Genomic DNA, 18573 nt, shown 5'->3' on the forward strand with positions numbered 1-18573 from the left:
CATGATCATTGGATTTGCCGGTACGCCCGGATCGGGCAAGACCTATGAAGCGGTGAAAAAAATAACCGATAATCTCCAGATGGGCCGTGTGGTCTATACCAACATTGATGGGATCTGCGATCCTGAATGTTTGGAGATGATCAAAAGCTACTGCGGACTCTCCGACCTGGCACTCGTCAGGCAACTGCACTTTCTTGAAGAGCATCAGCTTGCCGACTTCTGGATGCACATTCAACCTGGTTGCCTGGTGGTTTTGGATGAGATCCAAAAAGTTTTCTCTTCCCGGGAATGGTCAACGGCCAAGAATAATCAGTTCGCGTCCTGGGCCTCTACCCACCGCCACAACGGTTTTGACGTTGTCCTCATTACTCAGGCTGTTGCACGCATCGATTCCGCTGTCCGTTCCCTGCTGGAATGGACCTATGTCTTCCGCAAGGTCAATTTCTTTGGCGGCGCTATTCAAAAGAAATACCTCTGCTACGCCTACGGCGGGGAAGACACCGCAGGAAAACCGCTTTCGACCAATACCCGGACCTATAACAACAAGATCTTTCACTGTTACAAGTCCTATGTAGCCAAGGATGTGAAAGAACTCTCCATCATGCAGCATGTGAACGTGCTCAATCATTGGGTGTTCTACGCTATTCCGGTTGTCCTCGCCTTCACCCTCTACATGTTATTCGGGCAATCCAGCTTGGCCAGTGGTGATCTCTTCGGCTCCAAGAAGGTCATGACCACCCATGCCGCAAACAAAAAAAACAAAGTCAAAACAAAAGACATGGCCACATATCACTCCATTACCCCGGTGTACCGGGATGGCCAGCTTGTGTTCACTAACCGATAAGGAGCACCACCATGAATCGTCCTGTCCTCAACTTCTTGTTGTTTCTGGCCGCTATGGTCATTACCGCCTCACTCCTCTTCGGGATCTCAGGTTGTTCCCAGGAACAGGAAGCGGACCCGGCTCCGACCGTCAAAGCAGAATCAAAGCCGCTTCCTCCGGTGCCGGCGAATCTGCCGATGGCGGTGGACTTTGACAATGTGCCACTTTCCGAGGTGGTGCAGTTCGTCACCTCCCAAACAGGGAAAGGGCTTGTTTTTTCCGGCAATGAGTCTACGCCCATCACATGGATAGAATCGAACCTGAGCAAAGAGACCTTGTTTGACTCTTTCCAAGCTGCTGTCACGGCTTCGGGCCTCCAGTTGGAACCGGTCAATGACGGGCACACCGTATTCACAGTCAAAAAGCCTGAAGAGCCACAAACAGCCGTCTTACTGAACTATGCCCGGTCCAGCCGGGGCGTGTTTTTTCTTCTCGGGTCCACCATTTATCCTCTGAAGAAGTTTCCTTACCCGGTTCGGTATGACTCTGGCCACTGGTATGCGCTTCTCCCTCAAAGCAAAGCGGACCAGCTCACCAACGACCAACAGGAAACAGAACCCCCGATGTGAGAACCCGACCGCGACGCGGCGGTCGGAATGCCGCGCTGCAGTTGTCTGTAGTTCCGCGTGAATGACGCGGGTAACTCCAGAGATTTTCCCAACGGAAAACGGGGTAAGCGACCCCTCTAATAGAGCGGCCCGTTTTTCGTCCTGAAACCGGCAACCAATGAGCAGCCAAGATCAGCGAGGGCGCTACCCGAGGGCATGACGAGGAGGAATGAGACTGCAGCCTTCTCCAAGAAAACAAAAGCCCCCACTATTGTGAGGTCAATAGTGGGGGCAGCATGTGAAGGTCCAGGGAAGTGGACCCAAAAGAATCCTATAGGTAATTTTACCTAGTGTCAAATTTTTTTTCGCATAATTTCAACGAGTTCTGATAGGTAAAAACAATGAAACGTTTCTCGTCTCATAGGCTTTCCCAAGATCCACTTTCTAAAAAGGTTCGTTCTGCTGCGCAAGGAAATGAAGTCGATCTTGCCAGCGTTCCGACCTTCTTTGACCCGTTTCCTGATTACACCCAAGAGGTGGCCGAAGAAAGTGGCCGCTGGAATTTCTTTTATCCTCTCTTCCTTCATCAGGATTCAGCACCGATCAAGCTTCGCACTTCCCCCCAGCTGCCCACCGGCTCCAGTCCACAAGCCCGATTAACAAGTGGTTTGCCAGTAGTATCGGAGTTGCCAGGTATGAGGGCCGTGCGGTGTCTCGATTTTTTGAAAGTGTCCTTGCATATCAAGTGGGACGGCACGGATAGCGATTTACTTCCGATCCTAGATTTCATGAAAAAGCAGGTCCAGGACACGGAACTTGATTGTATCCCTGTTTTCAAGGAACACGGCTTTGACTGGAACCTCTACCGCACCGGCACCCGGTATTACACCTACCGGATTAAATCCGGTGACGTCACCTTGCTCTTCAATCGCCGGACGCATGACCAAAAAATACCCAACTGCCGTGTAGAAATCGGCTCTCTTTCCTGCTGGTCGCCTGGGTTTTACTCCGTCTTCAACAAAATCAAAGCCTTTCTCGCCCTTCACGGTGGCGAGGTCATGAAAGAGATTGTTTCCGAGGTTCATCTTGCCGCTGACTTCATCGGTACTGATATCAAAACCACAGATCTTGACGACAAAAGTCGCTGGATAGCTCTTGCCCGTAAAGAAGGAGACCATGACGGCCTCGTGGTACAGAAACGCGATCCGGAGCCAGACCCGGACGTTCTTGAGTTTGACCGGGATTATATGAACCGCAAGTTTTCCGGTGTTCGTGTCGGCAAAGGCAACTTGATGCTCCGGATCTACGACAAGGTGGGGGAATTGAAATGTACTCGTGCCACTCACAAGCAACAGATCTTTTCTGAGATTTGGGGCTTAAAGGCCTATGACGAACAACCGGTAACCCGTGTCGAATACCAGCTCCGACGGCCAAAGCTGCGGGAATTCTCGGACCGGGAAGGCAATCAAATCAATACAGTCTTTGACCTAGTCAACGCTTTGAAGAGTCTTTGGGCTTACCTGACATCCGAATGGACCCGTCATGCAGAAAACCCGGTCAACCGAAACCACAACCGGACAAAAGCAAAAGTTTCCGAGTTCTGGCAGAAGGTCCAGGCCGTTGTCTGGACAGGAGTGTTCGGTTACGTCCGAACCCACCCCGTTAAGCATCGGGACACGGAAATGCTTCGCAAGCAGGCCCGTGGAATCTTGATGTCAGTTTGCGCCTCATTCGAAATCGAGCCCAACGATATCGATAAGATTGTCTACCTCTGCCAGGAGATGATTGAGGAGGATCTGCACCGCTTTTTCAAGGATGAGAAGAAGTTCGTGGACAAGATGATTACCAAGCGAAACGAATTTCGAGCAACGCTCGCGGGATAGTGCCTCTCCTTTGATCAACCTTTTTTCGCGCTATCTGTAGTTCTGCGCAGCAGGTAACCAGGGGGCGGAGCGCGCCGGATAATCCTTTCAGCGATACTCTGAGCATTCGTAACCACTGACCTGCCAACGTATTGAGCGATTGATTAAGCGCGCTACAGGGGCATGCTTGGAGATTTTCTCTTTCTTCCCTGCGGCATACTCAACAACTCGAAAGGAAAAGCTTGCTCGTTGGGGGCGCATGCGAAGCCCCCCAATCTGCGTGATGAACAACCAAGGAGCTCAATGCAGATGAAAGTAAAATACTGGCCGGAACAGAGTCAGAAGTTTTTGTATGCCTTCGTCGTCGATGGTAGGTGCATCGGAATTGTTCAAGAAAGCGCCAAGGCTGAAAAAGAGAAAAAGAGACTTGAGAATCTGTGTGGAATTCAAGTTCGAAAGGCGACACCAAACGAACTTATCAAGTTTAACGCGAAGACCGCAATTCCCACCAGAATCGTCAAAATCATGCAAGCAAAGGCGCGTACCCGTTCACCTAGAACCGTTGTTTCGCGCCCGAAGAGTGTCAACTAACTGTTTACATCAATTCAGGCACGAAGGAGGCCTCAATGGTTGAAACGTCTGAATGGCTCAAGATGCTTTCCAGGATGATTCGAGCAGCCGGTCGCCGTGTCGCTGATGCAGACGAACATGAACTCGCCCAAATGGTGCAGCTTCGAACCGAATTCGATCAGGCAATTAAGCATGCTGTCCAGGGGCAGCGATCTTCGGGCCGCTCCTGGGCACATATCGGCCAAGCCCTTGGGTTAACCCGGCAAGGTGCCTGTCAACGTTACGGTGATGTGGAAAAAGGAACATGAAAGCTCAGATTTTTAAAACTCCCCGGCGTGGGTTAATGGGCAATATCCCGCTCGGAGTTGAGTACATGTCTGAAATCAACGAAAGGGTAAAACGCTTAAAAACAGCTGTTCGCGAAGACAAGCAGCTCATTGATAATCGGCTACAGCGTTTGCCGGGCTTTTAGTTAAATTTTAAACGGATATCTGAACAATGTACCCCGAAATGATGACTTTACAGGAAGTTTGCGAGTATTTCCGCGTTGAGAAACGAGTTCTTCAGCGGTATGGTCTCGAACGGCTTGGAGGGGTGCGCTTGGGGCCACGTTCTTGGAGATTTCCGCGTAACGAGGTAATGCAACATGGCGTACAAAAACCCGAACAAAAACAAGGACAAATTCCCTTGGATGGGTCAACGATTCATAGGGAAGAAAAAAGAAAGGAAGTGTTTTCTTACCAAAAAGGATGCCCTACTCTGGGAGTCCGAAAAAATAACCGATCTGATTGCACAAAAGATCCGTACAATCTTCTTGATTGAATGGGCTACTGAATATCTTCGGTTTGCAGAGCAGAATTACACTGACAAAACTTTTGACGAAAAAAAGCGGGCATTCCGTTTATTTTTCGCATGTCCTGAAATTAACCCTAAAGAATCTGTCGAGCAATTAACCGCTTACCAGGTTCAAAAGGCTCTACAAGCACAATCGATCAATCGTTCTGGAAATGCAGCGAATAAGGATAGAAAAAACCTGTCTGCTGCTTGGACCTGGGGGGTGAAGTTTCTTAATCTCCCGGAAGTAAACCCTTTTTCTAAGGTGGAAAAATTTGCTTCCACACGTCAGGAACGATACGTCCCTACCCTTGAGGATTTTTGGAAGGTCTTTCACAACCTGGAAGACGACCAAGATAAACTCATGCTCTACTGCTACCTGCAGACTGGCGCTAGGCGGGATGAACTTTTTCGGCTTGTTTGGGCAGATGTTGATTTTTTCCGTAGAAGAATTCGGCTCAGTTGGAGAAAAAACAAGATTGGAGAATGGCGCTCTCAGTGGATGAGCATCAAAGATGACCTTGTTTCCTGGCTCATGCGTCACAAAGAGAAAAACTGTGATTTAAATGAGCCGGTATTTCTCAGTCAGTGCAACCTTGCTTACCAGTATCGGCAACACTGGCTAAAACGCGAATGCAAAAAGGTGGGAGTAAAACCGTTTGGATTTCATGGTATCCGGCATTTATTTGCTTCGATCCTTGCAGCTGAAAATGTATCACTGGTCGAAATTCAACATATGCTTCGGCATACCAGCCTGGCTACCACTCAACGGTATATCCATAGGCTGAAAAAAGAAAACCGGGCAGTGCTGGCGGCACTACCCGGTTTGAATGACTCCGAGAAATTTTGTACATCAAAAGTACATCACCAAGCTCTCGGTATATGATCAAACTAGATAACTAGCTGAAATTACTTGGTGACCCCAAGGGGACTCGAACCCCTGTTCCCGGCGTGAGAGGCAGTCGCCATAGGTTTATTTTTTACCGGGTTCACGCAATTACAACACGTTAAACTTCAAAAACAATTAAAAAGCCGCAAAAAGTATCAACCTTTGGCCCACAGTTCGGCCCACAAAACAAAGAGCTATTTTATTCGAAAAATACAGTGATTGCGATACATCAAAACATTAACAATAATTAGTGCGAACTCCCCAAAATGAGTTACCTGTAGCGGCTCGCGAATCCCCCCCCCCCCGGACCTGCAAGCAAAACACATTTGGACTCAAATTACGTCAGTCACGACCTACAGGAGAAATCTTGACTCATAACACCCTGCAAAATTCAAGACTTAACCACAGCAACTCTGTTGCGGCATTTCGCTCCTAAAATAATTACCGCGGAAGTTCCTAAAAGGATCAAAGTAGATGGCTCAGGTACCGAAGCCACATCGCCATTTCTTACCGCCCAAACCCCCGAAGAAGAGAAATTTATGAATTGCTTAGGAATGGCAAACGATGTCCCATCATCTAAGAAGAAACCGTTATAGTAGACATCTGATGAAGAGTGAGCACCCCAATAAGCATATGAAAGAGTAAACGGGCCTGGGTCGTAAGCTTGTCCATACCAACTTAACCGCCAGTCGTTTCCGAGTTCATCGTGGTAAAGTATTCCAAATTCGCTATTTTTTTCATATTGACCATCTGCTACAAACGCTGTTGGCAACCTCCAGTCAGTGTACCCAGCGTAAGAAAGATCGTTAGCCCATGATTGAGCTTGATCCCAAGTCATTTCACCGTAAACAGTAGGATCTTGAATCCAAGTCATATCGAGAATAGTTGAGTAAATAAGGCCATTTCCACGATCAATAAGGGTCCCGTTTGCGTTAACGCTGAAAAAAAAGGATAGTATTAAAACAGGTAATAAAATTATTCGCATGACTCCCCAAAATTTCTAATGTTTAACGGTGAAATAACCTGCTGGCCGACGTATAGCCCATCTTTTAAGAACGCGGCTATTTCCGGTCAGGTTTATTGACTGGCTATACCTTTTATTGAGTCAATTTAACGAAAACACTTCATTCTCAGCTAATTCAATTAGTTCGTCTCTATAACTATCGGTCCAATATTCAGTATTGTATATTCTGTCTTTTGTATTATCGATAGCTTGCTCAATAATATCTATTAAGCAATGTTCACTGTTGATTAGATATGATTTTAGATGACTTAACCCCCCTGCATTTTGAGCACTAAGTGCATATCGAAGAACAAGTTTTACGATTTTGTCATCTGTCGCCACTAGAAATTGATTATCATTGTCTTCCTTGGTAAGCAAGCGAAAATATTGATTAACTAAAAATATATCCCATGTCATATTGTATAGTTGCTTTAATTTCTCCCTATTACTACTTTTCTTCTTTAATTTATTCATATTTCGAATTCTTTTGCTGCTAAACAAGATGGTTGCGAAAACAATACAGGGCAAAGACAATCTGAAATATTTAACTAGCCATGCCATAAAATAAGTAATTTTATCTACTTTTTTCTTATACTTATGATCAAATAGTGCAATTTTTAATACTATTAAATAAAGCGATCTCCATTCATTCAGAAACTGATATTTTGTCATGTCATCGTGCAGCTTATCAGTATCCCACTGAGTTTCATTAAAAATATCAATTACATTTGATTCTGATAAGGCATATTTCAACAGGGATTCACTCGGTGCGCTATCTGTTTTGTAAAATTGGATTAAATCATTGATAGCACTTCTGGTATTGCATCTATACGGTAGCAATTTTTCATATACAGCTAAATTGGGCTCGAAATCTATATTGGAAGCCTGGCAGAAATATATTAATGCGATGGCTGCTCGGTGCTTTTCGTTTGGATTTTCTTTTTTTGAAGCTGAAATGATAAATCTAAAAATATTTCTATCTAATACAATTATGTATTTATAACCATGCAACTCAGTGTTGTATACATATTGTGCTGGATTGTATAATTCTTCATCTGTTGCAGGGAAATTAGATAAAATCCAATCTTGTTTTCTAATTTTCGCAACAATTTCTTCGAACTCAGCAGGTAATTGTAATAGTAAATAGTTCATTTAGGCATAACTATATTATTATCTGGATGCACTATCATCTCGAAAAATAAGTGAAATCCATCCGTGTTTTTTGCGAAAAAGCTAAAAATTAAGGCAAAATAGGCTGATTCTGCATCTTTACGCTGTCCTTATGAATGTTATCAGGATGCACGATAAAAACAAGTGACCACTTATTCCGTCAAATGGCCTGCGGCGGTCAACATTCTTCCAATAAGTTGCACCTAACAGGATATATATTGATTCAGCATAAACCATGGTCTGTCCCCAATTTATTTCTCATTCTCGGCTGGCTGCAGGTTTTCCAAATAAATCGTCAAATGCAAGTTCCGCTTGTTTTCTCAAAGGGGATGAGCTTCCAAACATTTTGAGCACGACAACAGCCCAGGAATGATTAGCGTATTCATCTTGGTCAATGTTGATTCCACTGACGCCTGGGTCGATTTTGATGCAAGCACCATAATAAGGCTCTGAGAACTTGCCGCCAGCATCGAGTTTTTCGGTCTTCCTATTCTCGTAGCTATTTCGATACTGCTCATTGAAGAGATGACTTTCTAAGCGTCGCATTACTGTCGCGCATTCACCTCGATAAATTGCGCGAAGCCCATCCATAAGTCTAAACGTGCACTCGTTATCCGCCATTGGGAATGACGTGCAAATAATGTATAGACCAGGCGACCCGTAGATTGATGATAGATCTTCGTGTGTATTTATTATGAGACTATCTACAAGGCGGTTACTCGATAAGCTTTCAGTAGTCATCTCGCCATCCGACAGCTCTCTCAGGAATTGAGAAAATTGGCCTCTAATATTCCGAAGGACTTCGACCTGCGCATCGTGGAGCGATGCTTTCATGGCCTCAATATTATACGGTGGCATCAGAGCTTCCTCTTAAGACATAACGGCGAATTTTAGCGAGTCCGAGCGAACGCAGTGAGCGTTGTGAACCGGTATGTTTATTTATAATTTTTTAAGCAATGATTCTGTATCGTTAAAAATATATCCCTCTTCTTTTAGCTCCCAATAGCCAAAGTTCATTTCTTTTCCATTTGTATAGAGATCCCATATTACTCTTTCAACCTTATAGAGTGTATTGAGAATATCTTCGGCATCATCTATTGTTGCATTAGCAAAAAGATCACCTGGTTTAGCAATATAGTCAGAATCATTGTGAGCGAAAACTTTATGCCTAATGGGACGAAAGTTCTCCTCGTAACATTTTTGAACTCTTGAAACGTTTTTCTTTAGCTTATTGAAATCTACGTGTTTAGGCTCATATACAGTCTGAAGAAATGTATCTAAATAGTCAGGTCTAGTTCCTCCTGCTTCATCGATTTTTCTCTGTTCCAAACTTGACTTGTTAAATTTTTCTATACTATCTTTACACTGCCTGAAAAGAAGGTGAATTGAGCATGATTTAGGATTAACATCGAAAATTCTTCCCATAGCTATAAAGAAGGTAACTTGTAATGAATGCAGGTAAATATTCCAGCTTAATGCATTGGTATTAATTGATTTTTTAATATTCTCATCACTTGCTGCAACGATATGGATTGACTTCCATGCAAAGAAAGCTTGTGCAGCGATTGTTATTTCTTTATCGACTTCTTTCAACAATTCATCTATTTCGAAATATTTTGTATCTTCTGTATTTTTTCTAGAGAAATCAAACTTCACGTAAATTTTGCCTGATTTCCATAGGATTAATGCTCCAACAATAAAGAATAAGAGAATAACATTAATGATTGTCATTTATCGATTCGCTTGTATCTGAATTTTCTTTAAAAGAATGCCACATTCAGCGGCTTGTCCACTGTAACGATCTGTTAAGATTCAATTTTCTACTCTTTTGATCAAGTCTTGAAGTTTACTGTCGATAGCCTTCGATGTCTTCTCGATCATCGAAAGAGTCAGTTCCGTTTCTCCACGAGTCAGCTTTAGACTAGGAACTCGTTCTATAGCTGTAGCGTAACCATTGACACTAAACTCACGGACTTCCCTTAGCTCAACATCCGAATGAGCATATACAGTATTTCGTAGTGATCTCATCTTGTTATGCAATTCACGTTCAACGGCATCGTAAGGCCTGAGGTTCCTTGGTAATATAGCACCGCTTCGTGTAGCAATAAAAGGTCTACAATATGAGGTAATCAGAGCTGTGGTATATGCAGCCTGCTGCATATAAGTAGTCCATCGGATTTTTTTATCCCAAGGATCAAAGTGCCACCCTTTTCTTAGCAAGAAGTTAGCAAAATAATTTGCATCCCTAAAATCTTGCCGCCAAACAATTAATCGCTGATACAACCTCTGCTCGCTTTGCGTGATATTGGGAACGGTCATTTCAAGTAAATCCTAACGAATAAGGATAGATTGTGGTTCGTTCGTGCCTCACTCACACAATCTATCCTTGTTCGTTCTGCTGAGTTTGCAGCGTCTTGATAAGTAAAAAATGCGGGAACAGGTCATTCCCAGCTACGCCGTGAGCGGTCTGTATCAGCAAACTTGCTATCCAGCCGCTCACGGCGTAGCTTGCAGCATATTTTTCCCTATTTTTAAATAGTTAGCGGATAAATTCTGGCTGAACAAGTTATTATCCGGAAGACTGATCGGGGTACCCTCAACGGACGTTCTCGGTGTGGCCAGCCTTCCTTTTATGTGAAATATATTTAAAAAATCGAACATATATCTTGCTGACTAAAACAAGACCGCGTGCCCGTTTATCCGGGTAACATTACCAAAAATCATATTACCCAAATTTTTTCTCACGATACCGGAGCCTGTTATGCTGATTGTACCATAGCAGTAAATCTCTGATTCTCGGAGTCTCCATATTTCCAATTCTTGTTAACTTCGCTGCTTTTGATCCTGACCTCTGCGCCTCAATCAAGTGAAAGTCACCTCAGATAGGAGCCATGTAGCTTCAGCGCTATACTTCACCAGGTTTATCAGCCGGTATTTTGCGTGTACGCTTATTGAGTAGCCTGCTACTTCGGATGGCTATTAACAAATGCTCCCATTGATTTTCGAAACTTTCGAGTTCCGCAATGCTGACCGAGCAATGTGTGGACGCGGGCGCCTTTGGTCTTACTCCGCCGTGCTTTTCCAGGTATTCTCGATAATGATCAATAATCAATGACCTAAGTTCTTCCCACGAAAATACGAAATACCTATCTTCAGCACAGCTCTCACCGAGAGCGACGAAAACACAATAAAGACAAGGGCATGGCTCCTCGACAGGGGTGCCCAAAATTTGACGGTCACCATCCATTGCTATTTCTACAAACTTGCGAGCGTTAAACTGCCAGTTTATCTTATTGATGGCTTTAACTTGTATTACCATATGCCCCCCAAACTCATCTGAGGCAATGATGTCATAGTGAGGCACGTTTCCGGAAAAAGGTGTAGCAAGGAGCCCCCTACGGCAGAGCTCAGCAGATACCAAAAACTCTCCAATAGAGCCTGTCAGCTTTGTGCCTCTTCCTGTAGCCATATCGCGTTCCCTTTCTAAGTGGAATTTTTCTAGATGCGACGCTTTTCCCGATTGTATAGGTCTTCTCGTCCTCGCGGTTACTAGAACGGTCAACATTGTTCCAATTTATACCTACTTTTTTTAATCCCTCTTGACCATCACATTCTGATTCATTTTTGGTTTTAAGGTTACAGCTACAGCAAATTTTTTAGCCACACTCATTCGCGTTTATTGTAAGTCCTGAGCTACGTTTACTGATCCAATGAAGTAGATGCACAAGCCGCTACAGCTACCGGTAAAAAACTGCCGAATAAAAAAATCATAGATTTTGTTTTAAAGGGGGTGTATTAATTTTTCAAGCTTGAAACTTTATAAGGAATTCCTATGAAATTTAAAACAGCCATGGTGGCCACTCTAGCCCTCTTTATCCCCTGGCAGGCTAACGCCTCTGAACAGGGGCTTATGAAATTTTGCTCAGGTGTTGATTTGTACGCCAGGAAGCACATGGAGTGGCGTCAGGAAGGTGTCCCCATGTCGATGATGATGTCTACGCTAAAAGCAACTAACCCTCGGCTGAGGAAGATTGCGGCCGACGCCTATGAGGAGCCGGCCGTTATAGGGCATGATTTACAGGAAAGAATTATAACTGAATATGGAAACCGTTGGTACAAAGAGTGCCTGAAAGACTGGCGCTCATTCCTTCCGTGATCTTAAAGAATTGCACCAATAGCTCGGTTGTGTTGCCAACCAAACTCAAACTTCTCGTCTTTCTCTCGGCGCTCAGCAAGCTCGATTAGATACACGGACTGGAGAGATGTAACCATTCCCAAGAGAACCTTCCTTCCGTCCTGCCCAGAACGCTCCTCCAAGAAGGCCTTCAGTGCCGGGATCGTCTCTCGGCGACCGATAAGCCCGTCAACCCCGATATCCTTGTACAGTTTCTCACGGTTGTTAAGCACGTTCAAACACCGCTGCAGGAATTTCCCAGAGGTGCCCACACCGGCCAAAACACCAAAATCAGCCATCCTCACCGCGAGATCTGGGAAGATAGGATTTATATGTGCAAAACCAGGAGCGTTCCAATACCAATCACGATAAATAATTCTAGCCATGCTGCGTGTGAAGTCACGCATGTGCCCCTTGTACCCGTACAGCCTAGCCGTTTTTTCGGTGATGCCGCACTTTGTCCCTTTCCCTGAATCATCCGGATCGTTCGTATACTCTTCGCCTTCTCGATCAATGATCCCATTTACAATTTCTTCAATAGACTGAGGCGTGCTCATCTTGTCTCCTCGTTTTGTTTACCAGTCGGGACTATCAAGGCTTGTAGGCTGTCAACATGATGCCCAAGCTCCTTAACCGCACCAGCTATCCCTTCAAGTCGTTTTTGTCCCTCACTGAGGTCGCGAACGACGGCTCTCGTCTCTTGCGACAAAGCGGTGAGTACCGCCAAATTCGTTCTCACTTCTTCCATTTCCCCTGCACGCTGCAGGGCTATGCGCCCGATTGCTCGATCAAGCATATCTTCCATGTCTCTCCGGGCTTCTCTGGGTGCCTCTTTCAGGTCTTCCTGGACCTGCTCAATGTCAGCCTGGTTGCTCTTGATCCCTGCATTAGCCGCATCGATTTCCCTGTTTGTCGCATCGATCCGGCCGTCGAGTTGAATATCCTTCTTGCGGAGAGATTCTAGCAGACCACGCGCAGACCACGCCCCGCCAGCCGTGCCACTGAGGAGCCCCAACAGGGCTGCAGCAATGGCGTGCCATGTTTTAAAATCTCCGCCATCCTGCATTTACTTCTTCCCCAAGGCACTGGAAAAAAGCTGAATAGCCCTTTTAAAGCGACCTATTTTTTCACCAGCTTTTCTCCCCCGGATTTTCTGCACAGCTTCAATGAAAGAAAGCATGGCGTATAACACTGCACCGCCCGTGGTCAACACTCCGTTGAGGGCTTCTGCATCCCCCCCAATCCCGGCCGCAACCCCGCCAGCCGCCGCGCACTTGACCAACTTGCTAGCCGCTGCTAAATCAATTTTCTTAAACAAGCTTCACCTCGTTTTTATAAAAAGTTTCCTATTATGGAAATATAATGTCAAAAAAAAGGGCCTTTGGCAACCTTGTTTGAGAGTTTTCTTTGAAAGACTTTCCCGTTTTCACAATACGAGCAAATCACGCTGCAAAGCCGGTCATTCACTCGCGCCGCACACCAATGGCATGGGTCGTTCATTTGGCGTGGCTTATCGCCAGGACACAGGAGGTACCGAACCCCGCCAACCTCTATCTCCTCCCCGCCCTTTTTTATGATCCGCACGAGCGTGGTAGCCCACTCTGGAGGATTTGCTACCGGCTCACTGGCAAAATCAACACCCCTTATTACTGCGCCAGGGGCTAAGGCGGGGGTCGATCGTGTCTTTGGAGCTGTCATCCTGAAATCTCCAAACTGCTGCTAAAATTGATATCCCCGACATCCGAGAAATAGGCGTCGAACGAAGCGACTTTGACATAGTAGGCGTACGGTGAGGTGAGATCTAAAGAGATAGTAGCGTACGCATTGCTTCCGCTGTACACCTCTGCGCCTTCTGTTTCAGGATTAAAATCAACAGTTGCACCCACGTAAACCTTGTACCCCGACGCGCCTGACACCCCACTCCAGTTAATCATAACCGCAGAGGCCAAGGTCAGTTGCAACACTGGAGCACTTGGTGCCGCTGGTGCGGTTCCATCGCTCACTGCGAAAACCACCGTGTTGCTAAAATTTAAGTAGGTCGGGTTAGGGTATGTGGAGATAGACGCCGCCACCTTGTAATAATGAGCAAAGGGAATGGTAACGTCAGGCCGGTGAGTCACTTCAATAGACGTGGTCGAATAAAGCAATGTCCCTTCGGTAAGTGGATCAAACCCGGCATAGCTCCCCACGTAAACATGGTAATTCACAACCCTGTATGTCCAGCCGATCACCGGCCTGTAATATGTCCCCGCATTGATCCCCTCCCAATGAAGGTAAACAACACCCGCCGCTGTAGTGTCTATTTCAACTACAGGTGCGGCCAATGCGCCATGCAGGTTTATATTAACCGAGGTCGGGTCAGACTCAATAGCGCCAACAAAAGCTGTGACTCGCACCGTGCAGCCATAATACGCTCCCATGTTATTCATAGCATAAATGTATGTTGAGTACTCAGTGCTCTCCGCTATGACGCTGATTCGCTCTTCATCCCCTACATACAGCCCTACTTGGTAGTACTTGGCATTGGCAACCTCATTCCAGGTGAGAGTTACCTTGTCCTCGCTTTCATCTATGGTATAGGTTAGGCCGGTAGGCGGGGGAACCCTCGTGTAAGAGGCAGTCAATTGATGATCCGTATCAAGTGTCGTGCCGTCACTCTGGTACGGCGTAACTCTTACCGTTGCCGAAGTGGTGACAATGTCATGAGAGAGGGAAAAACCCGAATAATTGTCCTCCACGGTGGCGTACCCACTGCCATCGTCAACCTCCACTAAAAACGTGTCTGCCGATCCGCTCCAGGTGAGCAGTAGGTGCCGAGTGAACCCGTCATCGTCAAGCCCCTCATACGCCACATCGACAGAGATAAGCGGGTCACCAGCAACAATTGGGCTACCAGGCGTTGGCGGAGCGTCAGAAAGGTCATAAACCTCCACATTGACTACCTCGCCACCCAATTCAATCTTATCTCTGCCTCCCGGTGCAATACTGGTGATTCTAACTACGTGAATGTCCTCCGACACTGGCCCAAAAACATACGGAGTCGCTTTGTGCGCGTCATCTTTTAACGTCCGCAAGCCAGGGATGGCCCCAGCTACACAATGAGCATAGTTTGTTGGGTGGACCGTGTACGGCCCCCCACCTGTACCGTCCGGGAGCTGGACCATTAACCACCCCTCAGCCTGCCCCTGGAAATCGACAGGTTCAGAAAACCAAATATAGCCAGCTTCAGACGAAACTATCACCCCGGTCTGTCCAAAATCGACGGTTTCCTCACCAACATTCACCCAAGAGAAAAGAGTCGGCAGGTGTCCCATCAAGCCAGTGGTCCACGTCACACCTGTGGTCGTCAGTAGCAGCTCTTTCCAGGCACGCATACCTACCTTGTACGCTTGCTCTCTGTCTGTGCAGCCATCAAGCGTGATTTCATAAGGTGTTTCATTCCCTCCCCCTACTGTTACACAAGTCACAGTGGTGGGCTGCCAGGTCACAGGATCGGTATATGTGACGAGTACATGGTCCGGGGAGTCGGGCGTGTGAAATGAGTGGGTGATGGAAAGGGAGCCTTTATCAATCGCTGTCGCGCCGGTAAAGGTAAGCGTGGTTGAAGCCTGGACACGATCAGCAACAAGACAAAACAACCCTCCTGGGGTGTACGGCACAGCCATGGCACACCGGGCAGCTTTAGCGGCGGCATCCATAACAGAACTCCGACTGGTGAACCCCCAATCGAAGAAAAACCCCTCTGATTCAAAAAGGGTTTTAAGGGCGTACATTTCTTCCCAAACCAGAATCGAGTCATCCTGCTTGCCGCCGTTATCCGCTGTTACTATATAGGCAACAGCATCAGCGACAGAGCGTGTACCCTCCTTTACAGCCCCAAAACCTGTGGCCGTTACAGGGTAAAGCATCCGGGTTGCACGAACCCCGATCTTACTTGAAACCTCACCATTTAACTGCTTGGTCGCTTTTATCTTGCACTCAAGCATGGTTACGCCATCCACTGCAGGGTGTAATCCAGCAAACCCGCGCAGACCGGCGACAGAGCACCTTTCAACTATTTGAGCGCTACTGCTTTCCTTTCCTGTGCGTCGGATTCTAAACTCGTACCGATCGTTACCAAGAGGAGCCCCGATTTTATTGGTATAGAACAAAGGGTCTTTGCTGGTGGCTTTGTACTTCCTGGAATGAAAAGTCGTCCACTCAGACACCCCTTCCCCGTGTTCGTCTATTGTACGAACTTCAGTCTCTACGGTAACAGAGCGAGACTGGCGCTTACCTTCGTCTGTGTACCTGATCAAACCTCCAGTAAAAGCAATATCATATTCAATGATATAAACTCCGGTCCCCGAAGGATTTACAACATACGTGACCCAATCCGTATCAAGCTCTTGCCCCCCCACCTCCATTGACGGATAACAAACATCCGTGACAATGGTGGGTAACTCACCAGGGGCAATTACGTTGGACTCGGTGTCGGAGTAATCCCCAAGTGGCGTCTTGTCGATATAGATGTTGATATCTTCAAACTCACCTATCCCCAAGATCATCAAAACGTATAAATACTGCTCATTCTCCTCGTACCGGGCGTAACTCATCTGCGCAAGGTCGGGGTAAAACGGCCGACGCCCAAACCGTTCGGCATAGGGCTCCCCAACCCGCAGCTTATTGGACCCGCTGACGGAATACACGGTGTCGGCATTCTGTAAATCTGAGGTGCCAAAATCGACAGGAAACAAGGTGGAGAGCAGTATGCTCCCCACCACACCGACCGCCGCACCCGCCGCCGCACCCCAAGCGGGACCGTATGCAGCGCCGGCTAAACCAGCAGTGTAGTAAGAAAGGACCGCGATTGCGATTGCCCCTATTATTTTTAAGGGGTTGCTACCCCTTCCACGCGGGAATTCAATAAAGCGGACCACCCCGCCCACAGGCACAGGGCAATCCCAATCCTTGCGCCCCCATATATCCCCATTAACCACACAAATGACGGGCCGGGAAAACACTAAGGCATTGACCGCAATGATTTTATAGGGGCTCAAGTCTTCCCCCGGATCGGGTAAGGTTATAATATCATGATCCGTGGAGAGGGGGTTAAAGCAATGAGTTACTTGCACGGTGTCCAGAACCCCTTATTTTCCCATCCGTTTGTAATCAGATTTAGATTGTCGGAAAGGACAACCCCTATACTCTCCAGAGCATGCAGTATATGCATTCGACCACCCGGAAAAACCACCATGCCGACATGGTGGGGGTGCTTTCGTTGGGACAAAAAGACGGCATCCCCCTCCTTGGGTGTGTCGGTTTGCTCCCATCCAAAAACCCCGGTAACGTCACCGGTCAAAATTCGCGTGGCGCTCAAGACAAGTCGGCCATGATCTACAGGGATAGAGGCCATTTCATCGTTAAAATGATTCTTTCGCCAATATTTAAACCAACCAAAACAATCCCCTTTTTCTTCCCACGAACGTCCTTTGTATTTATCAAACCAAAAATTTTGCATCACAGCACCATGCCCGGAAGTTCAGTAGACAGCATTAAACGACGGCAAAAGGGCGTGTTTACTAAATCCGGTAAGGTCGCAGTTACCACTACCCCGCCAGGCTTGCGTTCTACCGTTGTGATATAAAACGGCACTCGGCACTCAAAATCCGGATCAATACCAGCCTCAAGATACTGTCTCCATGTGACAGAAAGCTGTGCGCCAGCCCGACTCTGCTGCATTAACCAAATACGGGCAGCCTTGGGCAAGAAATTCACGGTGATTTTCATCTGTCCAACGATCTCACCCTCTGTTTCAGGAGGCTGGAACTCAAAAGGACAAGCCGTGTACGTCCCTTGAGGCGTCTCAAGATTTTCATTCGAATGCACCACCATGACTGTGCCAACATCCAGAGAGCTGGCAAAGGTGAGGCAGTCGTAATGAGTGACGCTATCCTCCGCCACCGTGACAGCCTCGGCATAGGCGTCGGTGAAATCCATCGGAGTCGGCATTTATAGAGCCTCTAGGGTAACGATAGCCGCGTTACGGGCAGCAATCATGGACTCCGCATCGGCACAGGCCGCGCAGGCCTTTTTCCCACCTATTCGCGCAGCTTCGACATTTGCACAGAGGGTAACCCATGTCTCACGTATCAAGGCAATCTCTGTGGCTTTCTCAGCCAGGGTAACGCCACAACCGGCAGCTTCAGCAGCCATTACCGGGTAGTCAGCCTCGTCCGGATCATCGTCGAGGAGGTAGGCTTTGATTTCGGAAGCCTTTTCTGCATAGCGGAGATCCTGGCTGTTCCCCTGAGATAGGTGCCTGGCGCAGGTGGCGCTTGCCGCTTGGTCTATAGCTGCTTTGCAGGAGATCAAAAGCACGGTTGAATCACGGGCAACTGCCTCGTAAACGAAGTATTCATTGCCCTTGTCATAGGTCACCAAAGCGTACTTGTACGCCTCTGCGTCCTCGATAACAGCTCGCATCACCGGTACCCAATTAAGAGCTTTCAGGGCGACTGTTGGGAGACTGGAAAAGTTGTTAATCGTCGCTCCTTCTGGAGTCGTCCAGCGGCTTGGTAAAGTGGGGTAGACCTTACTTGCCATCTGCAATGTGTCGGGGTTGAGTTGCGCCCATCCTGTTTGTGTGTATTCTGACATT

The 18573-nt window shown here is 46.9% G+C and carries 21 protein-coding genes; 8 read left to right on the forward strand and 13 right to left on the reverse strand.

The genetic code is table 11. The features are described from left to right. Position 1 precedes the first annotated feature (1 nt). The 7 genes from JWJ90_RS13435 (at position 2) to JWJ90_RS13465 (ending at position 5583) form a co-directional block, all read left to right on the forward strand. Positions 2-844 (forward strand): zonular occludens toxin domain-containing protein, encoded by an 843-nt coding sequence (locus JWJ90_RS13435; RefSeq protein WP_205227745.1) that lies wholly within the window; start codon positions 2-4, stop codon positions 842-844. 11 nt (positions 845-855) lie between these two features. Beyond that, a complete protein-coding gene (locus JWJ90_RS13440; protein ID WP_205227746.1) occupies positions 856-1452 on the forward strand; it encodes a hypothetical protein in 597 nt (198 codons plus the stop codon). Positions 1453-1832: 380 nt separating this feature from the next. After that, positions 1833-3314: a hypothetical protein gene (locus JWJ90_RS13445; RefSeq protein WP_205227747.1), complete on the forward strand. Its 1482-nt coding sequence runs from the start codon at positions 1833-1835 to the stop codon at positions 3312-3314. 282 nt (positions 3315-3596) lie between these two features. Continuing rightward, on the forward strand, positions 3597-3884 hold the full coding sequence (locus JWJ90_RS13450) for a hypothetical protein (protein WP_205227748.1): 288 nt from the start codon (positions 3597-3599) through the stop codon (positions 3882-3884). A 35-nt stretch (positions 3885-3919) separates the two neighbouring features. Continuing rightward, entirely contained in the window at positions 3920-4171 is a 252-nt protein-coding gene (locus tag JWJ90_RS13455; RefSeq protein WP_205227749.1) for a hypothetical protein, read from the forward strand. Further along, on the forward strand, positions 4168-4335 hold the full coding sequence (locus tag JWJ90_RS13460; protein ID WP_205227750.1) for a hypothetical protein: 168 nt from the start codon (positions 4168-4170) through the stop codon (positions 4333-4335). Before JWJ90_RS13455 ends, JWJ90_RS13460 begins: the two co-directional genes overlap by 4 nt. Positions 4336-4509: 174 nt before the next feature. After that, positions 4510-5583, forward strand: a complete 1074-nt coding sequence (locus tag JWJ90_RS13465; protein WP_205227751.1) for a tyrosine-type recombinase/integrase — start codon at positions 4510-4512, stop codon at positions 5581-5583. Positions 5584-5977: 394 nt separating this feature from the next. Here JWJ90_RS13465 and JWJ90_RS13470 read toward each other — a convergent pair whose 3' ends face one another. The 6 genes from JWJ90_RS13470 to JWJ90_RS13495 form a co-directional block, all read right to left on the reverse strand. Beyond that, on the reverse strand, positions 5978-6571 hold the full coding sequence (locus JWJ90_RS13470) for a PEP-CTERM sorting domain-containing protein (RefSeq protein ID WP_205227752.1): 594 nt from the start codon (positions 6569-6571) through the stop codon (positions 5978-5980). Between the two features lie 120 nt (positions 6572-6691). Then, positions 6692-7741, reverse strand: a complete 1050-nt coding sequence (locus JWJ90_RS13475; protein ID WP_205227753.1) for a hypothetical protein — start codon at positions 7739-7741, stop codon at positions 6692-6694. A 276-nt stretch (positions 7742-8017) separates the two neighbouring features. After that, positions 8018-8305 carry a hypothetical protein gene (locus tag JWJ90_RS13480; protein ID WP_205227754.1) on the reverse strand — a complete coding sequence of 96 codons (288 nt, stop codon included), beginning with the start codon at positions 8303-8305 and terminating at the stop codon, positions 8018-8020. Positions 8306-8698: 393 nt separating this feature from the next. Next, positions 8699-9490, reverse strand: a complete 792-nt coding sequence (locus tag JWJ90_RS13485; protein WP_205227755.1) for an AbiU2 domain-containing protein — start codon at positions 9488-9490, stop codon at positions 8699-8701. An 81-nt stretch (positions 9491-9571) separates the two neighbouring features. Beyond that, on the reverse strand, positions 9572-10078 hold the full coding sequence (locus JWJ90_RS13490; RefSeq protein ID WP_205227756.1) for a hypothetical protein: 507 nt from the start codon (positions 10076-10078) through the stop codon (positions 9572-9574). 586 nt (positions 10079-10664) lie between these two features. Beyond that, positions 10665-11228, reverse strand: a complete 564-nt coding sequence (locus JWJ90_RS13495) for a hypothetical protein (RefSeq protein WP_205227757.1) — start codon at positions 11226-11228, stop codon at positions 10665-10667. A 363-nt stretch (positions 11229-11591) separates the two neighbouring features. Between JWJ90_RS13495 and JWJ90_RS13500 the strand changes: the two genes are divergently transcribed. Further along, positions 11592-11915: a hypothetical protein gene (locus JWJ90_RS13500; protein WP_205227758.1), complete on the forward strand. Its 324-nt coding sequence runs from the start codon at positions 11592-11594 to the stop codon at positions 11913-11915. 2 nt (positions 11916-11917) lie between these two features. Here the strand turns inward: JWJ90_RS13500 and JWJ90_RS13505 are convergent, their stop codons facing one another. The 7 genes from JWJ90_RS13505 to JWJ90_RS13535 form a co-directional block, all read right to left on the reverse strand. Beyond that, a complete protein-coding gene (locus JWJ90_RS13505; protein ID WP_205227759.1) occupies positions 11918-12490 on the reverse strand; it encodes a glycoside hydrolase family 108 protein in 573 nt (190 codons plus the stop codon). Beyond that, the gene (locus JWJ90_RS13510) at positions 12487-12999 is read right to left on the reverse strand and encodes a coiled-coil domain-containing protein (RefSeq protein WP_205227760.1); all 513 of its coding nucleotides are present in this window, start codon (positions 12997-12999) and stop codon (positions 12487-12489) included. Before JWJ90_RS13510 ends, JWJ90_RS13505 begins: the two co-directional genes overlap by 4 nt. Then, positions 13000-13251: a hypothetical protein gene (locus JWJ90_RS13515; protein WP_205227761.1), complete on the reverse strand. Its 252-nt coding sequence runs from the start codon at positions 13249-13251 to the stop codon at positions 13000-13002. 376 nt (positions 13252-13627) lie between these two features. Then, the gene (locus JWJ90_RS13520; RefSeq protein WP_205227762.1) at positions 13628-17047 is read right to left on the reverse strand and encodes a host specificity factor TipJ family phage tail protein; all 3420 of its coding nucleotides are present in this window, start codon (positions 17045-17047) and stop codon (positions 13628-13630) included. After that, on the reverse strand, positions 17038-17433 hold the full coding sequence (locus JWJ90_RS13525; RefSeq protein WP_205227763.1) for a hypothetical protein: 396 nt from the start codon (positions 17431-17433) through the stop codon (positions 17038-17040). The genes JWJ90_RS13520 and JWJ90_RS13525 overlap by 10 nt, the downstream gene beginning before the upstream one ends. Further along, a complete protein-coding gene (locus JWJ90_RS13530; RefSeq protein ID WP_205227764.1) occupies positions 17433-17924 on the reverse strand; it encodes a DUF1833 family protein in 492 nt (163 codons plus the stop codon). The genes JWJ90_RS13525 and JWJ90_RS13530 overlap by 1 nt, the downstream gene beginning before the upstream one ends. Beyond that, positions 17925-18572 (reverse strand): hypothetical protein, encoded by a 648-nt coding sequence (locus JWJ90_RS13535; RefSeq protein ID WP_205227765.1) that lies wholly within the window; start codon positions 18570-18572, stop codon positions 17925-17927. Between the last annotated feature and the right edge of the window lies 1 nt (position 18573).

It is taken from the genome of Desulfobulbus rhabdoformis (assembly GCF_016919065.1).
GTDB classification, from domain to species: Bacteria; Desulfobacterota; Desulfobulbia; order Desulfobulbales; family Desulfobulbaceae; genus Desulfobulbus; species Desulfobulbus rhabdoformis.

What these genes read in the sequence shown, in the direction of transcription:
- JWJ90_RS13495 (WP_205227757.1), bottom strand. Translation starts at nt 11,228, where the DNA reads ATGGCTACAGGAAGAGGCACAAAGCTGACAGGCTCTATTGGAGAGTTT.
- JWJ90_RS13505 (WP_205227759.1), bottom strand. Translation starts at nt 12,490, where the DNA reads ATGAGCACGCCTCAGTCTATTGAAGAAATTGTAAATGGGATCATTGAT.
- JWJ90_RS13440 (WP_205227746.1), top strand. Translation starts at nt 856, where the DNA reads ATGAATCGTCCTGTCCTCAACTTCTTGTTGTTTCTGGCCGCTATGGTC.
- JWJ90_RS13535 (WP_205227765.1), bottom strand. Translation starts at nt 18,572, where the DNA reads ATGTCAGAATACACACAAACAGGATGGGCGCAACTCAACCCCGACACA.
- JWJ90_RS13470 (WP_205227752.1), bottom strand. Translation starts at nt 6,571, where the DNA reads ATGCGAATAATTTTATTACCTGTTTTAATACTATCCTTTTTTTTCAGC.
- JWJ90_RS13490 (WP_205227756.1), bottom strand. Translation starts at nt 10,078, where the DNA reads ATGACCGTTCCCAATATCACGCAAAGCGAGCAGAGGTTGTATCAGCGA.
- JWJ90_RS13445 (WP_205227747.1), top strand. Translation starts at nt 1,833, where the DNA reads ATGAAACGTTTCTCGTCTCATAGGCTTTCCCAAGATCCACTTTCTAAA.
- JWJ90_RS13460 (WP_205227750.1), top strand. Translation starts at nt 4,168, where the DNA reads ATGAAAGCTCAGATTTTTAAAACTCCCCGGCGTGGGTTAATGGGCAAT.
- JWJ90_RS13485 (WP_205227755.1), bottom strand. Translation starts at nt 9,490, where the DNA reads ATGACAATCATTAATGTTATTCTCTTATTCTTTATTGTTGGAGCATTA.
- JWJ90_RS13450 (WP_205227748.1), top strand. Translation starts at nt 3,597, where the DNA reads ATGCAGATGAAAGTAAAATACTGGCCGGAACAGAGTCAGAAGTTTTTG.
- JWJ90_RS13455 (WP_205227749.1), top strand. Translation starts at nt 3,920, where the DNA reads ATGGTTGAAACGTCTGAATGGCTCAAGATGCTTTCCAGGATGATTCGA.
- JWJ90_RS13525 (WP_205227763.1), bottom strand. Translation starts at nt 17,433, where the DNA reads ATGCAAAATTTTTGGTTTGATAAATACAAAGGACGTTCGTGGGAAGAA.
- JWJ90_RS13465 (WP_205227751.1), top strand. Translation starts at nt 4,510, where the DNA reads ATGGCGTACAAAAACCCGAACAAAAACAAGGACAAATTCCCTTGGATG.
- JWJ90_RS13435 (WP_205227745.1), top strand. Translation starts at nt 2, where the DNA reads ATGATCATTGGATTTGCCGGTACGCCCGGATCGGGCAAGACCTATGAA.
- JWJ90_RS13530 (WP_205227764.1), bottom strand. Translation starts at nt 17,924, where the DNA reads ATGCCGACTCCGATGGATTTCACCGACGCCTATGCCGAGGCTGTCACG.
- JWJ90_RS13500 (WP_205227758.1), top strand. Translation starts at nt 11,592, where the DNA reads ATGAAATTTAAAACAGCCATGGTGGCCACTCTAGCCCTCTTTATCCCC.
- JWJ90_RS13475 (WP_205227753.1), bottom strand. Translation starts at nt 7,741, where the DNA reads ATGAACTATTTACTATTACAATTACCTGCTGAGTTCGAAGAAATTGTT.
- JWJ90_RS13510 (WP_205227760.1), bottom strand. Translation starts at nt 12,999, where the DNA reads ATGCAGGATGGCGGAGATTTTAAAACATGGCACGCCATTGCTGCAGCC.
- JWJ90_RS13480 (WP_205227754.1), bottom strand. Translation starts at nt 8,305, where the DNA reads ATGCGACGCTTAGAAAGTCATCTCTTCAATGAGCAGTATCGAAATAGC.